This window comes from Bradyrhizobium sp. 21 (genome assembly GCF_023073335.1).
Lineage (GTDB): Bacteria > Pseudomonadota > Alphaproteobacteria > Rhizobiales > Xanthobacteraceae > Bradyrhizobium.
In genome coordinates, this window is record NZ_JADPJG010000012.1 from 160,405 (window position 1) to 174,238 (window position 13,834).

14 protein-coding genes are annotated in these 13,834 nt (G+C 64.5%); 5 read left to right on the forward strand and 9 right to left on the reverse strand.

Annotation, left to right across the window (positions count from 1 at the left end; genetic code table 11):
- A partial coding sequence (locus IVB31_RS14605; RefSeq protein ID WP_247323264.1) for a M3 family metallopeptidase occupies positions 1-1,533 on the reverse strand: 1,533 nt, incomplete at its 3' end.
- Between the two features lie 138 nt (positions 1,534-1,671).
- Between IVB31_RS14605 and IVB31_RS14610 the strand changes: the two genes are divergently transcribed.
- The 5 genes from IVB31_RS14610 (at position 1,672) to IVB31_RS14630 (ending at position 6,509) form a co-directional block, all read left to right on the forward strand.
- Complete coding sequence (locus tag IVB31_RS14610) at positions 1,672-1,926, forward strand: hypothetical protein (protein ID WP_247323266.1); 255 nt, start codon at positions 1,672-1,674, stop codon at positions 1,924-1,926.
- Positions 1,927-2,603: 677 nt separating this feature from the next.
- A complete protein-coding gene (locus tag IVB31_RS14615) occupies positions 2,604-3,746 on the forward strand; it encodes a type III PLP-dependent enzyme (RefSeq protein WP_247323269.1) in 1,143 nt (380 codons plus the stop codon).
- Between the two features lie 128 nt (positions 3,747-3,874).
- The gene (locus IVB31_RS14620; RefSeq protein ID WP_247323272.1) at positions 3,875-4,462 is read left to right on the forward strand and encodes an N-acetyltransferase; all 588 of its coding nucleotides are present in this window, start codon (positions 3,875-3,877) and stop codon (positions 4,460-4,462) included.
- A gap of 148 nt (positions 4,463-4,610) precedes the next feature.
- Positions 4,611-5,000, forward strand: a complete 390-nt coding sequence (locus IVB31_RS14625) for a RidA family protein (RefSeq protein WP_247323274.1) — start codon at positions 4,611-4,613, stop codon at positions 4,998-5,000.
- A gap of 66 nt (positions 5,001-5,066) precedes the next feature.
- Entirely contained in the window at positions 5,067-6,509 is a 1,443-nt protein-coding gene (locus IVB31_RS14630) for a homospermidine synthase (RefSeq protein WP_247323275.1), read from the forward strand.
- 288 nt (positions 6,510-6,797) lie between these two features.
- Here the strand turns inward: IVB31_RS14630 and IVB31_RS14635 are convergent, their stop codons facing one another.
- The 8 genes from IVB31_RS14635 to IVB31_RS14670 all read right to left on the reverse strand — a co-directional run bounded on the left by IVB31_RS14635 (position 6,798) and on the right by IVB31_RS14670 (position 13,833).
- Positions 6,798-7,982, reverse strand: a complete 1,185-nt coding sequence (locus tag IVB31_RS14635; protein ID WP_247323278.1) for a cytochrome P450 — start codon at positions 7,980-7,982, stop codon at positions 6,798-6,800.
- A gap of 69 nt (positions 7,983-8,051) precedes the next feature.
- Complete coding sequence (locus IVB31_RS14640) at positions 8,052-8,378, reverse strand: hypothetical protein (protein ID WP_247323713.1); 327 nt, start codon at positions 8,376-8,378, stop codon at positions 8,052-8,054.
- Between the two features lie 95 nt (positions 8,379-8,473).
- A complete protein-coding gene (locus IVB31_RS14645; protein WP_247323280.1) occupies positions 8,474-9,190 on the reverse strand; it encodes an MgtC/SapB family protein in 717 nt (238 codons plus the stop codon).
- A 30-nt stretch (positions 9,191-9,220) separates the two neighbouring features.
- On the reverse strand, positions 9,221-10,240 hold the full coding sequence (locus IVB31_RS14650) for a WD40 repeat domain-containing protein (protein ID WP_247323716.1): 1,020 nt from the start codon (positions 10,238-10,240) through the stop codon (positions 9,221-9,223).
- A complete protein-coding gene (locus IVB31_RS14655) occupies positions 10,240-11,280 on the reverse strand; it encodes a GTP-binding protein (RefSeq protein WP_247323282.1) in 1,041 nt (346 codons plus the stop codon). The genes IVB31_RS14650 and IVB31_RS14655 overlap by 1 nt, the downstream gene beginning before the upstream one ends.
- 54 nt (positions 11,281-11,334) lie before the next feature.
- Positions 11,335-12,195: a zinc ABC transporter substrate-binding protein gene (locus tag IVB31_RS14660; protein WP_247323284.1), complete on the reverse strand. Its 861-nt coding sequence runs from the start codon at positions 12,193-12,195 to the stop codon at positions 11,335-11,337.
- Between the two features lie 5 nt (positions 12,196-12,200).
- Positions 12,201-13,070, reverse strand: a complete 870-nt coding sequence (locus IVB31_RS14665; RefSeq protein ID WP_247323286.1) for a metal ABC transporter permease — start codon at positions 13,068-13,070, stop codon at positions 12,201-12,203.
- Positions 13,071-13,077: 7 nt separating this feature from the next.
- Positions 13,078-13,833, reverse strand: a complete 756-nt coding sequence (locus tag IVB31_RS14670) for an ABC transporter ATP-binding protein (RefSeq protein ID WP_247323288.1) — start codon at positions 13,831-13,833, stop codon at positions 13,078-13,080.
- Between the last annotated feature and the right edge of the window lies 1 nt (position 13,834).

Below are 13,834 nucleotides of genomic sequence, written 5' to 3' on the forward strand. Positions count from 1 at the left end.
GAGCTGCGAGGGCAGCTCTACGAAGTCGGTGAACACGGAGGTGCCGGACAGCGACGGATAGGTCACATTGGAGAGCATGCCGTGCAGGCCGTGGCCGAGCTCGTGGAACAACGTGCGAGCGTCGTCGGGCGATAGCAGCGAGGGCTCGCCCTCGGCCCCCTTGGAGAAGTTGCAGACGTTCATGACCAGCGGCGCGATCTCGCCGTCGAGCTTCTGCTGGTCGCGCAGCGAGCCCATCCAGGCGCCGGAGCGCTTCGACGGCCGGGCGAAGTAGTCGCCATAGAACAGCGCCTTGTGCCTGCCGTCCTTGCCCTTCACCTCCCAGACCCGGACATCCGGGTGCCAGACCGGAACGTCCTTGCGCTCCACGAAGGTGATGCCGAACAAGCGCGTGGCGCAGTCGAAGGCGGCGGCGATCATATTGTCGAGCGTGAGATAGGGCTTGATCGCGGCATCGTCGAAATTGGCCCGCTGGAGGCGAAGCTTTTCGGCATAGAAGCGCCAGTCCCAGGAGGCGAGCTTGAAATTGCCGCCCTCTGCCGTGATCAGCGCCTGCATGTCGTCGCGGTCGGCGAGCGCGCGGGCGCGAGCCGGCTTCCAGACGCGCTCCAAAAGACTCCGCACCGCTTCCGGGGTCTTGGCCATGGAATCCTCGAGCCGGTAGGCGGCGAAGGTCGGATAGCCCAGGAGATTGGCGCTTTCCTCGCGCAGCTTCAGTATCTCGACGATGGTCGTGTTGTTGTCATTGGAATTGCCGTTGTCGCCACGCGCGGTGAAGGCCTTGTAGACCTTCTCGCGCAGGTCACGCCTGGCCGAGCTCTTCAGGAACGGCTCGACCGAGGAACGCGACAGCGTCACGATGGCCTTGCCGGCCATGCCGCGTTCTTCCGCCGCAGCCTTGGCGGCGGCGACGAAACTCTCCGGCAGGCCCTGACGGTCGGCCTCGCCGAGCTCCATGAACCACTCCTGCTCGTCGCCGAGCAGATGATGGCTGAAGCCCGTGCCGAGCTGGGCGAGCCTCTCGTTGATCTCCGCCATCCGCATCTTTGCCTCCTCGGCGAGGCCGGCGCCGGCGCGATGGAAGCGGGTGTAGGTGCGCTCCAGCAGGCGGAGCTGCTCCGGGTCGAGAGCGAGATTGGCGCGGTTCTCGTGCAGCTGGGCGATGCGGCCAAACAGCACGGCGTTCATCATGATCGGATTCCAGTGCCGTGCCATCCGCAAGGAAACCTCCTTGTCGATTTCCAGGATGGCCGGATTGGAGTGCGCCGAGACGAGGTCGTAGAACACCGGCGCGATCCTGTTCAGCAGCTTGCCCGAACGCTCCAGCGCCGTGATTGTGTTGGCGAAGTCGGCTGCGGCCGGATCATTGGCGATCGCCGCGATCTCGGCGGAGTGGTCGGCGAAGGCCTGCTCGAAGGCCGGGAGGAAGTGGTCCGGCTTGATCTCGTCGAAGGGCGGGGTCGCAAACGGCGTCACCCAGGCCTTCAGCAGCGGGTTGGTCTCGGAGTCCGTAGTTTGGCGGGGTTCTGACATCACACGTCCCGATTTTTGTGGCTCGATTGTTGCGGCCAGCTATAGCATGCGATGGGGCTTTTTTGGGCCATTTGGCCTTGCCCCCGGCCGCCTTTTCGGGGAGATTGCGGCCCTCCAAGCCTAGGGACCCCCGAGCTCATGAACGCGCCTTCCTCATCTTCCCGTCAGATCGTCTGGCCCAGCGTCATCACTGTCATCAGCGCCGCCATCCTGATCGGCGCGGAAGTGTTCGGCGCCGCGTTTGCCGGCGGCTGGGCGCTTGCGATCCTGTTCGGGCTCGGCGATCAGGGCGCGCACATCCTTCAGGCCGCGCTGTTTGCGCTCGGCGTGCTCGTGATGACGGCCTTCATCCGCGCAGCTCAGCGCGTCGAGCCCTTCACGAAGCGCGGCTGACGCTTCTCCCGCGTGCGAGAGACACGCGCGCGCAGAAAACTTAACGCGCGTTCATCTTCCGCGTCGCTCGCGCAACACTGCGCAAGCAGATGTTAGGCAATTCTCTCCGCAGCCTAAAAAAAATCTTGCGAAGCAGAGTCAAAACCCTTATGTGCGGTCTTGCCCAATTTCGCACGTGCCTGTGGTCGTGTGTCAGTCGGTAGGTATCCGGACAAGAGGCCGGACAGCCGCCAAGGGGTGAAGAAGCCGAGGGGCTCTTCGGAAGTGCGGAAGTTGGAAGGCTCATTGCCAGAAGACTGAAGGCAAACCCGGAGCGTCCAGCATCTCTCTCAAAGAGATGCCTTGTCGAAGGTGACTTCACTTTTTGCAACCGTGACTGGCAGCCGGAGGCGAACCGGCGCACCCCGCTCTCAACGGGGGACGCGACTTAAAGCAACGACGGATCGGGCTTTTTTGGTCTCTACCGGCGGTCCAACGCCGGCGCGGGCTACTGAAAAGGCTTGTCCTTCATTGCCAGGTGTGCGGGCGGGAACATTCCCAACCAATCCACGGCAGCACAGTCTGGTTTGAGTCTCGTGGCTTTGTCGCGCCTCCATCGCGCGATCTGGCCGGAGCGCTCATATCCGACGCTATTTTTTTGAGCGGATCCCCGTCGCTGGGCCGTTTGGGAGAGTGCTATGACCGATCGTATCCAGGAATTCCTGCGCAACCGCCGCAGCGAGGGCCTCGACACCGAGCCTTGCCTCGTCGTCGACCTCGAAGTCGTGCGCGACAATTACCAGACCTTCGCCAAGGCGCTGCCCGACAGCCGCGTGTTCTATGCGGTCAAGGCGAACCCGGCGCCGGAAGTGCTGGCCTTGCTCGCCTCCATGGGCTCCTGCTTCGACACCGCGACGGTCGCCGAGATCGAGATGGCGCTGGCCGCGGGTGCGACGCCCGACCGCATTTCCTTCGGCAACACGATCAAGAAGGAGCGCGACATCGCGCGCGCCTTCGCGCTCGGCATTCGGCTGTTCGCCGTGGATTGCACAGCCGAGGTCGAGAAGGTCGCCCGTGCCGCTCCCGGCGCAAAAGTGTTCTGCCGCATCCTCTACGACTGCGCCGGCGCCGAATGGCCGCTGTCGCGCAAGTTCGGCTGCGATCCGGAGATGGCCGTCGACGTGCTCGACGTCGCCAAGGGTCTGGGCCTGGAGCCGTGCGGCATCTCGTTCCATGTCGGCTCGCAGCAGCGCAAGGTGAAGGCGTGGGACCGTGCGCTGGCGATGGCCTCGCAGGTGTTCCGTGACTGCGCCGAGCGCGGCATCAACCTGACCATGGTCAACATGGGCGGCGGTTTCCCGACCAAGTACCTGAAGGACGTGCCGCCGGTGGTCACCTACGGCCGGTCGATCTTCCGCGCGCTGCGCAAGCACTTCGGCAACCAGATTCCGGAAACCATCATCGAGCCGGGTCGCGGCATGGTGGGCAATGCCGGCATCATCGAATCCGAGGTCGTGCTGATCTCGAAGAAGAGCGACGAGGACGAGGTGCGCTGGGTCTATCTCGACATCGGCAAGTTCGGCGGTCTCGCCGAGACGATGGACGAGTCGATCCGTTACGCCATCCGCACCCCCCATGACGGCGCGGACATGACGCCGTGCGTGCTCGCAGGTCCGACCTGCGACAGCGCCGACGTGCTGTACGAGAAGAGCCCGTATCCGCTTCCCGTCACGCTCGAGATCGGCGACAAGCTGCTGATCGAAGGCACCGGGGCCTATACGTCGACCTACTCGGCGGTGGCGTTCAACGGCATCCCGCCGCTCAAGACGTACCACATCTAAGCTGCCTCCATTTCGGAGGCCTGACGAACCCGGGAGCCGGCTTGCCGGCTCCTTCCCTGACATTTCGATCTGACGACGTCTTGAGCCGGCGTGCTTCTCGCACGCCAGTTCAAGCGGGGACTGACGCGATGACTGCTTTTCGGAAGACACGGGTTGACCTCACTTCGAATGCCGCTCCGTTCGCGATCCGTGCGGAGCGTGCTGCCGACGTCGCAATGCGTGAAGCGCTGCTGGATGCCAGCTTTGGCGAGACCCGCCATGGCCGCACCTGCCAGCGCCTGCGCGACGGACGCGCACCTGCTGCCGGCCTCGCGCTGGCTGCCGTGCGTGAGGGAAAGCTCGTGGGAACCGTGCGTCTCTGGCACGTCAGCGCCGGAGGCAGGCCCGCTCTGGTCCTCGGACCGCTGGCGGTGGACCCTGCCTGCCGCGAGCTCGGGATTGGCGCCGCGCTGATGCAACAAGCGCTGGCCGCCGCCCGGGCGCGCGGGCATGAAGCCGTAATCCTGCTCGGCGATGCCCCCTATTACGCCCGCTTCGGCTTCACGGGCGAGAAGACCGGCGGGCTGTCGCTGCCCGGCCCGTTCGAGCGCGACCGTCTGCTCGCGATCGAATTCGCCGACGGTGCCCTCGATGGCGCCGAGGGGATGATCGTTCCGACTGGCGCTGCTCTTTCCAAACGGAGGTTCGTTCGCCCCCTCCAGGCGCACGCGGCCTAAGGGATTGCCATGACGGCGACGACCGAAGCCGCGTTAAGCGGCAGCACCCGGCCGCGCCTGCGCCAGGCTCCCTTGGTTTGGGGTTGCGCGAGCCCCGGAAACGCCCTTTAACCCCACGAATTCCCCCCTTTCAGTCGAGGCCGAACCCATGTCCCGTCGCCTGATCTCCACCGGCTCTCCTCTCGAAAAGACGGTCGGCTACAGCCGCGCCGTGATCGACGGCGATTTTGCCTTCGTCGCGGGAACCACCGGCTATGACTACACCACGATGTCGATGCCTTCAGATGTCACGAGCCAGTCACGCAACTGCTTCAAGACCATCGAAGCCGCCCTGAAGGAGGGCGGTTTCGAGATGGCCGATATCGTCCGTGCGACCTACTACGTCACCGACGCCGGCTACATCGATGCCCACTTCGCCGTCTGCGGTGAGGTTCTCGGTGACATCAGGCCGGCGGCGACGTTGCTGGTCGTCACCGCCCTCGCCAAGCCCGAGATGAAGGTCGAAATCGAAGCGACCGCCAAGCGCCGCAGCATCTGAAAAGCGCCGCAGCGCCTGATCCACCCCTCACCTTTTGTCCGCCAGCACGTTCCGGAGAAACCATCCATGAGCCCCACCCCGCAGATCTACGCGAAGATCACCGGTCCCATCGTCATGGTCGGCTTCGGCTCCATCGGCAAAGGCACGCTGCCGCTGATCGAGCGGCATCTCGACTACGACAAGTCGCGCGTCACCGTGATCGATCCCAAGGACGAGGGCCGCAAGGCGCATTGCGAGAAGCAGAATGTCCGCTTCATCCAGAAGGCCGTGACCAGAGACAATTACCGCGAATTGCTGACCCCGCTGCTCACCGAAGGCGGCGGCCAGGGTTTTTGCGTCAATCTCTCGGTCGATACCGGCTCCACCGACATCATGGAGCTCTGCAACGAGCTTGGCGCTCTCTATATCGACACCGTCAACGAGCCGTGGCTCGGCTTCTATTTCGATGCCTCGAAGGGCCCGGAAGCGCGCTCCAATTACGCACTTCGCGAAGTGACGCTGGCCGCCAAGAAGGCGCGCCCCGCAGGCTCGACGACGGCGGTCTCGTGCTGTGGCGCCAATCCCGGCATGGTCTCCTTTTTCGTCAAGCAGGCGCTGCTCAATGTCGCCGCCGATCTGAAGCTCAATGCCCCCAAGCCGAAGACCAAGGCCGAATGGGCTGATCTGATGCGGCAGGCCGGGATCAAGGGCGTCCACATCGCCGAACGCGACACCCAGCGCTCGAAGAAGCCGAAAGATCCTGACGTTTTCGTCAACACCTGGTCGGTGGAAGGTTTTCTGTCGGAAGGCGTGCAGCCATCCGAACTCGGCTGGGGCACCCATGAAAAATGGATGCCCGAGAACGCGCACACCCACGAAGCCGGCTGCGGCGCTGCCATCTATCTGATGCAGCCCGGTGCCAATACGCGCGTGCGCACCTGGTGCCCGACCCGCGGCGCGCAATATGGCTTCCTCGTCACCCACAACGAATCGATCTCGATCTCCGATTACTTCACGGTGCGTGACGCATCAGGGAAGGCGGTCTATCGGCCGACGTGCCACTATGCCTATCATCCGGCCGACGATGCCGTGCTGTCGCTGCATGAAATGTTCGGCCGTGCCGCGAAGATGCAGGACAAGCACCACATTCTCGACGAGAACGAAATCGTCGACGGCATCGACGAGCTCGGCGTGCTGCTGTTCGGCCATGACAACAATGCCTATTGGTACGGCTCGCAGCTCTCCATCGAAGAGACCCGCAAGCTCGCGCCCTACCAGAACGCCACCGGCCTGCAGGTGACCTCCGCCGTGCTCGGCGGCATGGTGTGGGCGCTGGAAAACCCGAACGAAGGCATCGTCGAAGCCGACGAGATGGATTTCGATCGCCTGCTGGAAATCCAGCTGCCGTATCTCGGCCCGGTGAAGGGTTTTTACACCGACTGGACCCCGCTGACGGATCGCCCGCGACTGTTCCCGGAGGACATCGACACGAGCGATCCCTGGCAGTTCCGGAACGTGCTGGTGCGGTAGCGTCAGGCGTCGGCGCATCGAAAATCAAAAACAGCGAAACAACCCCATGCACTGTAGGCGCGCACCCGCTGCTGTCATGCCCGCGAAAGGGGGCATTTAGTATGCTGCGGCTTCTCTGAGTCGCGCGGTCTCTCGAATGCTGGATGGCCCGCCTTCGCACGCCGAGCCCATTTTTCGGTTTTTGCAAAACTGATTCGACGCCTCGGGCAAAACAGTGGCAGGACGGCATCATCACCCATCCAGAGCGCCGTCTCTGACAGCGCTGACGAAGATCGCGTCCGGTCAGCCCTATTGCAGCAGAACCGGCATATTGAGCGGGCCACGGAAACCGAATCCGTGCCAGCGAACGCCCGCGGGATCCGGCAGCGACATACGGGGGAAGCGCTCGAACAGCATGGGGAGAAGGATGGCGCCGACCGTGCGCCGCGACAGGTGTGCGCCCGCGCAGTGATGCGGGCCGTTGCCAAAGGCCTGATGAGGAGTGGGTTCGCGCAAGGCGTTGTAGTGCTCGCCGTCCTCGAAGACCTCCTCGTCCCGGTTGGCGGACGCCTGTATCGTCATCACCGTATCGCCCTTCGGGATGAAGCAGCCGCGAATCTCGGTGTCTTCCATGACGAGCCGCGAACTCGCCTGGATCGGCGCCACCCACCTTACGCCTTCCTCGAAAGCAGATCGCCATTTGCCGCCTTGCCGGACGGCTTCAAGCTGGTCCGGGTTCGTCAGCAAGCCGTAGATGATCGTCAGCAGCGCATCACGCGGCTCGTTGATGCCACCCCCGATCGCAATCTTGACGTTGGCGATCATCTGACTTTCGGCAATCGGATTGGCCGCATTCACCATGAAGGACAGCGCAGAGGAATCCGGTTCGATGCGCACGCGTTCGATATTGGCACGGATGCATTCATCCATCTGCGCATTGGCAAGGTCGCTTGCTTCGAAAGGCCCCGGCGTCCAGCCGAAATTGCCGGCGCCGTCGATAAGGGTCTGGGACCATCGCTGCATGTCCTCATCGCTCGCGTCCGGAACGCCCATGGCATGGGCCAGAATGCGCGCGGCAATCGGTCCCGCGAGCGTGGGGAAGAGATCGACCACCTCGCCGCGGGGCAGACGGTCGAGATACGCGCCGGCCAGTTTCGCATAGAGCGGTGTCCAGACGGCCTCGATCGTCTTCGGCATCAGAGCCGGCATCATCGCCATCCGCTCGCTCCGGTGCTCATCGTGGTCCTTGCGCATCAGCGTATGGGCCAGGAAGGCGCGCTTCATCGGAGTGTTGGGGTCGTCGGAGCTGAATAGCGCCGCGTTGTCCTTCACGTATTTCGTGTCGGCCGCCTTGGTGAGGAAGGTGCGGCCCACGGATTTGACCCGCAGCACGGGCGCTTCGCGCCTCAGCCGCCTGTAGATCGGATAGGGATCGCGCGCGAGCTCTGCGATCGAAATGGTCTCGTCGAGAGGGGCCAGGCTCGCGGTCGGCATGGAGTGATCCTGTGGGGCTGCAGGCCGATTTCCATTTCCGGATTATACAGCAGACATAGTGGGCGTGCCCTACTTCTGCTGAATCGGGGGGGCCACCTTCTCGGCGGGGGCAGGCGGCAGTGCCGGCTTCGCCGCGCCTTGCGTCTGCGGATCGGGGCGTGCGGGTTCGGGGGCTGGCGTGGTCGGCCGGTCGCCGCCGGGCTTTGCTTCCGCAGGGGTCTTGTCCTGATCGGTAGACGGCGTGCCCTGCAGTGGCGGCGTGGCCTGCGCCAGTTCCATGCGGCCCTCGGCGCGAATCTGCGCGATCGACACGCCTGAGATCGCGACGCCCGCCGTCAGCAGCGAGCAGGCGATGATGAAATCTAGTTTCAGTCTACGCTTGTCGTTGCCGGTCATGTCGATCACCGCTTTTGTTCAAGGGATCAACGAAATGGGGGCCGACGGGTTCCGTGCCAGTCGGGAACCATCCATCGGCGCTCCAGCCCGCCCGGCTAGTCTGTGGTGCTGATTTCCCAAGTCGCATGCCGCACGCCCGGCAGGTGCTGGAGGTCGGTCGCCACATTGTTCAGCTCGTTCGGGTCGACCGCTGTTGCGACCAGCTTTGCGACGATTTCAAGCATATCTTCCCCGATCTCGACGACGTCGACATCGGCCACCGGATATTTCGCGCTCTCGAGCTTCTCGACCAGCCGGTCGCGCATATCAGGCAAGGCATCCGCCGCGACCGCGAGCTTGAAATAGTAGGTCGCTTCCGAGGTCTTCTCGTTCAGCGGAATGCGGTTGATGGCGTTGACCAGCGGGCGCAGCAGCGTGTTGCCGGCGATGACGAAAACGGTGAGCGCCGCAGCTTGCGCGATCATGTCGGCCCCGGCACAGGAGCCGACCGCGGCCGAAGCCCACAGCGTCGCCGCGGTGTTGAGCCCGCGGACGTCCATGCCCTGCTTCATGATGACGCCGGCGCCGAGGAAGCCGATGCCGGACACGACGTAGGAGATCACCCGCACCGCGCCGTCGGCGCCGGTCAGGTGCATGGCGAGATCGACGAAGGCGGCGGCGCCGACCGCGACCAGCACATTGGTGCGCAGGCCCGCGGTGCGCTGGCGGTACTGCCGCTCGGCGCCGATCAGCGTGCCCAGCACGAAGGCCGTGAACAGGCTGACGAGGGTGTCCGCGAAGTCTGCAATCTGGAAGGTCGTTAGAAACCGCATGGTCCCCTATACGGTCAGAACGATGACAGATTATAGCTCCAGAAGACCGCCATCCCCATTTTCGTCGGCGAACGCCAGCAGCGTGCCCTTGGCGTTCCAGGCGATTGCGGCGGCCGGCGGCGTGCCGTTGCGGCGGACCAGGATTTCCGCGCCGTCCTCGAGCCGCACCATCAGCACGGTGCCGTCGCTGTAGCCGGCGGCGAAGATGTCGTTCTTCGGATGGCAGGCAACCACCGACACGCGCGCCTGCAGCGGCGCGAGCATCGCGGGCTCCTTGCCCATCGGGCCGTCCTTGCTGGCGAACGGCCACAGGATGACACTGTCGGCGCCCGACGTTGCCAGCGCCTTGCCACCGGCGCTCCAGGACATCGAACGGACACGACCGGGATAGCCGGTCATGCGCATGTGCCTGTTGTCGGCAAGCCGCCAGCCGTGCAGCGCCGACTCGTGCATCGTGGTGACCAGAAATTTGTTGTCCGGGCTGAAGGTGACGCCGAGATGCGAGCCGGCCCAGGGCAGGAATTCCGCCGATCCCGCCATGTTCGGAAACCACAGCGTCGCGCCGTTATAATGGGCGATCGCGAGCCGCAGGCCCTTCGGGGCGAACGCAAGGCCGCCCACGGTCGAGGGCACCTCGATCGATTTCTCGTCTTCCTTCCCGCTCTTGACGATGGCCGTCTTGCCGGCCGACCAGGCGAAGGCACCGTCCGGATGCAGGGCCACCGCATCGATCCAGCGCCGCTTCGGGTCGGTCGCAAGCAGCGTCACCTCGCCCTTGGGATCGAGCGATACGACCTTGCCGTCGTCGCCGCCCATGACGAGACGCTTGCCGTCGGACGCGACGGAGAGAATGCCGCCGCTGTGAACGGCGACCGTGCCGATCTCGCCCTGGCTATCGACGAAGGCGACGTTCTCCTCGGCCCCGACGAAGGCGGCGCGGGGCCCAAGGAAATGCACCGCGGTCACGCCCATGCCGAGCGTAACCGGCTTGACGCGGTCGGTGACGGAAACGATCGATGTGGAATCGGGAGCCGGCGTAAACTCTTTCATCACGAGACGATGCAGCTTTCGAAGCCCGTGCGAATGAGCTCTTCGGGCAATTCGCGGCCGATGAAGACGAGGCGGCTCTGGCGCGGCTCGCCGTCCTTCCATTTCCGCTGGTGGTTGCCTTCAAGCATCATGTGGACGCCTTGGAAGACGTAGCGGTCGTCATCGTCGTGGAAGGCGAGGATGCCCTTGGAGCGCAGGATCTTGCCGCCCTCCACCTGCACCAAATTCTGGAGCCAGGGCATGAACACGTTCGGATCGAGCGGCTTGTCGGTCTTGAGCGAGAGCGACTGCATGTCCTCGTCGTGATAGTGCTTCAGGCCGTGACCGTGATCATGGTGGTGATCATGGCCATCGTGATGGTGATGATCGTGGTCATGATCGTCGGCATTCAGAAAGTCCGGCTCGATGTCGAGGATGCGGTCGAGGTCGAAGGCGCCGCGGTCGAGCACGTCGGCCAAAGCCACCGAGCAGCGCTCGGTGCGATGCAGCTTCGCATAGGGGTTGATGGCGCGGATGCGGGCCTCAACCTCGGCAAGCTCCGCCTTGGTGACGAGATCGGTCTTGTTCAGCACGATGACGTCGGCAAAGGCGATCTGGTTCTTGGCCTCGGGCGCGTCCTTGAGCCGGTCGGACAGCCATTTGGCGTCGGCAACCGTGACGACCGCGTCGAGGCGGGCGTTCTTCTGCACGTCCTCGTCGACGAAGAAGGTCTGGGCGACGGGCGCGGGATCGGCAAGGCCGGTGGTCTCGACGATGATGGCGTCGAACTTGCCCTTGCGCTTCATCAACCCGTCCATGATGCGGACGAGGTCGCCGCGCACGGTGCAGCAGATGCAGCCGTTGTTCATTTCGAACACCTCCTCATCGGCGCCGATGATGAGGTCGTTGTCGATGCCGATCTCGCCGAATTCGTTGACGATGACGGCGTATTTCTTGCCGTGGTTTTCCGACAGGATGCGGTTCAACAGCGTGGTCTTGCCGGCACCGAGATAGCCGGTCAGGACGGTCACGGGAATTTTTTGGGAGGTCGCTTCAGACATAACAACTCCGGACTTCAGGCTTTTCGCGCGACGCGAGGCGGGGTGGCCCCTGCCCTAGTGGTCAAGCGCGCTGGTCAGGGCCTTTATATTGTGCCTGACCATATCAATGTAAGTGGGTGCAGACCCCTTTTCGCCGGTCAAACCGTCCGAAATCAGGGTCCCGCCGACCTTTGAGCCGGTCTCCGCCGCGATCCGCCGGATCAGCCGGTCGTCGCTGATATTTTCCAGGAAAACGGCCGGGATTTTCTGGGCCCTGATCTGGCCGATGATGCCCGCGATATCCCGCGCGCTGGGCTCGGTTTCCGTGGAGACCCCCAGGGGCGCGATGAACTGGACGCCATATTCGGCGGCGAAATAGCCGAAGGCATCGTGAGTGGAGATCACCTTGCGCCGCTCCAGTGGGATCTTCCCCACGGCCTCGCGGACCTCCCGGTCGAGCGTTTCGAGCTTTTCCAGATAGGCCTTGGCCCGAACGCGGAAGAAATCCGCGTCATCCGGGTCGGCCGCGGCCAGCGCATCGGCGATGTCTCTCACGTAGATTTTGGCGTTGAGGACGGACTGCCAGGCGTGGGGATCGGCGGCCGAGCCGAGCTTGAGCGGCGCGATACCTGCGCTCGCGGTGACTACCTGCGCCTTGCTACCTGCGGACTGCACCAGGCGCGGCAGCCAGCCCTCGAGGCCGAGCCCGTTGACAATGACAAGCCTCGCATCCGCGACCCGCTTCGCATCGCTGGGCGCGGGCGTGTAGACGTGCACGTCACTGTCGGCGCCGACCAGGGTCGTCAGATTAATTTTGTCACCGCCAACGTTGCGGACGAAATCGCCGAGGATCGAGAAGCTCGCGACGACGTTGAGCCGCTCCGCGGCGTGCAGCGGCGAGATCAGCAGCGAGGCAAGGAGCAAAAGGAAGCGCATCGCTGTCACGCTTCCAGATGCCGGCCGGGAAACATCTGCCTGACAACGCCGCCGACGCGGCCGAACAGCACGGAGACGATGTAGAGCCCACTCGCCACCAGAATGATCGCAGGCCCGGATGGCACGCGCGTCTGGAACGAAACCACGAGGCCAGCATAACCGGAGACAGCGGCCGCGACGACCGCGATGCAGATCATGACGGTGAGATCGCGCGACCAGAACCGCGCGATGCCGGCCGGCAGGATCATCAGCCCGACCGCCAGCAGCGTACCGAGCGCCTGAAAACCGTTGACCAAATTGATCACGACGAGCGCGAGGAAGGCGAGATGCGCGGGTCCCCCAGCGCGGCTCACGGTGCGCAGGAACAGGGGGTCGACGCTCTCGATCACCAGCGGCCGGTAGATCACCGCGAGCACCAGCAACGTCACGGTGGCGTTGAAGGCGACGACCAGCAGCGTCTGGTCGTCCATCGCGAGGATGTTGCCGAACAGCACGTGCAAGAGGTCGATATTGGTGCCCTTGATCGAGACGATGGTGACGCCCAGCGCCAGCGATGCCAGATAGAAGGTCGCGAGTGAGGCGTCCTCCTTGAGCCCGGTCGCGCGCGCGACGACCCCGGCCAGGATCGCCACCGCAAAGCCCGCGATCAGGCCCCCGGCCGTCATCGCGAACAGGTTGAGGCCGGAGAGCAGGAAGCCGACGGCAGCCCCGGGCAGGATCGCATGCGCCATGGCGTCGCCGACCAGGCTCATCCGCCGCAGCATCAGGAACACGCCGATCGGCGCGCCCGCCAGCGACAGCGCGATCACGGCGGCGAGCGCGCGCCGCATGAACTCGAATTCGGTGAACGGACCGATCAGCGCGTCATAGACCATCGGGGTGTCAAGCCGCCCGCGAGGGAGCATCGTCGGCCGCGCAGGCCGCCGCGCTGTCGTCGAAGGCCTCGCACATCCGCATCGCGACCATCAGATTTTCCGGCGTCAGCACCTCCGCGGTCGGTCCCCACGCCACGGGGCCGCGCGCCAGCACCAGCGTCTGGCTGAAATGGGCGCGCACCATCTCCATGTCGTGCAGCGCGGCGAGCACCGTGCGGCCCTCACCGTGCCAGTGCTTCACCAGCGCGAGCAGGTCGGCCGTGGTCTTGCTGTCGATCGCGTTGAAGGGCTCGTCGAGCACGATCAGGCGCGCATCCTGGAGCAACACGCGCGCGAACAGCACGCGCTGCATCTGCCCGCCCGAGAGCGTGCCGATCGGGCGGTTCTCGAAGCCATTGAGGGCGACGGAGCCGATCGCCCGCAAGATCTTCCCGCGCGCGACCTTGCCGATGCCGCCGAACAGGCCGGCGTCGCGCCACAGGCCGGTGCCGACGAAATCGAACACCGAGATCGGGAAGCTGCGGTCGATGTCCACACTCTGCGGCAGATAGGCGACGTCCCTGCTATCGAGCCCGCCGAGATGGATGCTGCCGTCGAGCGGCCTGAGGATGCCGACGATGCCGCGCAGCAGCGTCGACTTCCCCGCGCCGTTCGGACCGATCACGGCGACCAGCGCGCCGGACGCGACCTCGCCGTTGAGATGGTGCACGGCCGGGTGACGGTCATAACCGAGCGTGACGTTGTGGAAGTGCACGGCCGCCATG

Coding starts and splice junctions, on each gene's coding strand:
- IVB31_RS14610 (WP_247323266.1), top strand. CDS start 1,672: ATGAACGCGCCTTCCTCATCTTCCCGTCAGATCGTCTGGCCCAGCGTC.
- IVB31_RS14615 (WP_247323269.1), top strand. CDS start 2,604: ATGACCGATCGTATCCAGGAATTCCTGCGCAACCGCCGCAGCGAGGGC.
- IVB31_RS14620 (WP_247323272.1), top strand. CDS start 3,875: ATGACTGCTTTTCGGAAGACACGGGTTGACCTCACTTCGAATGCCGCT.
- IVB31_RS14625 (WP_247323274.1), top strand. CDS start 4,611: ATGTCCCGTCGCCTGATCTCCACCGGCTCTCCTCTCGAAAAGACGGTC.
- IVB31_RS14630 (WP_247323275.1), top strand. CDS start 5,067: ATGAGCCCCACCCCGCAGATCTACGCGAAGATCACCGGTCCCATCGTC.
- IVB31_RS14635 (WP_247323278.1), bottom strand. CDS start 7,982: ATGCCGACCGCGAGCCTGGCCCCTCTCGACGAGACCATTTCGATCGCA.
- IVB31_RS14640 (WP_247323713.1), bottom strand. CDS start 8,378: ATGACCGGCAACGACAAGCGTAGACTGAAACTAGATTTCATCATCGCC.
- IVB31_RS14645 (WP_247323280.1), bottom strand. CDS start 9,190: ATGCGGTTTCTAACGACCTTCCAGATTGCAGACTTCGCGGACACCCTC.
- IVB31_RS14650 (WP_247323716.1), bottom strand. CDS start 10,240: ATGAAAGAGTTTACGCCGGCTCCCGATTCCACATCGATCGTTTCCGTC.
- IVB31_RS14655 (WP_247323282.1), bottom strand. CDS start 11,280: ATGTCTGAAGCGACCTCCCAAAAAATTCCCGTGACCGTCCTGACCGGC.
- IVB31_RS14660 (WP_247323284.1), bottom strand. CDS start 12,195: ATGCGCTTCCTTTTGCTCCTTGCCTCGCTGCTGATCTCGCCGCTGCAC.
- IVB31_RS14665 (WP_247323286.1), bottom strand. CDS start 13,070: ATGGTCTATGACGCGCTGATCGGTCCGTTCACCGAATTCGAGTTCATG.
- IVB31_RS14670 (WP_247323288.1), bottom strand. CDS start 13,833: ATGGCGGCCGTGCACTTCCACAACGTCACGCTCGGTTATGACCGTCAC.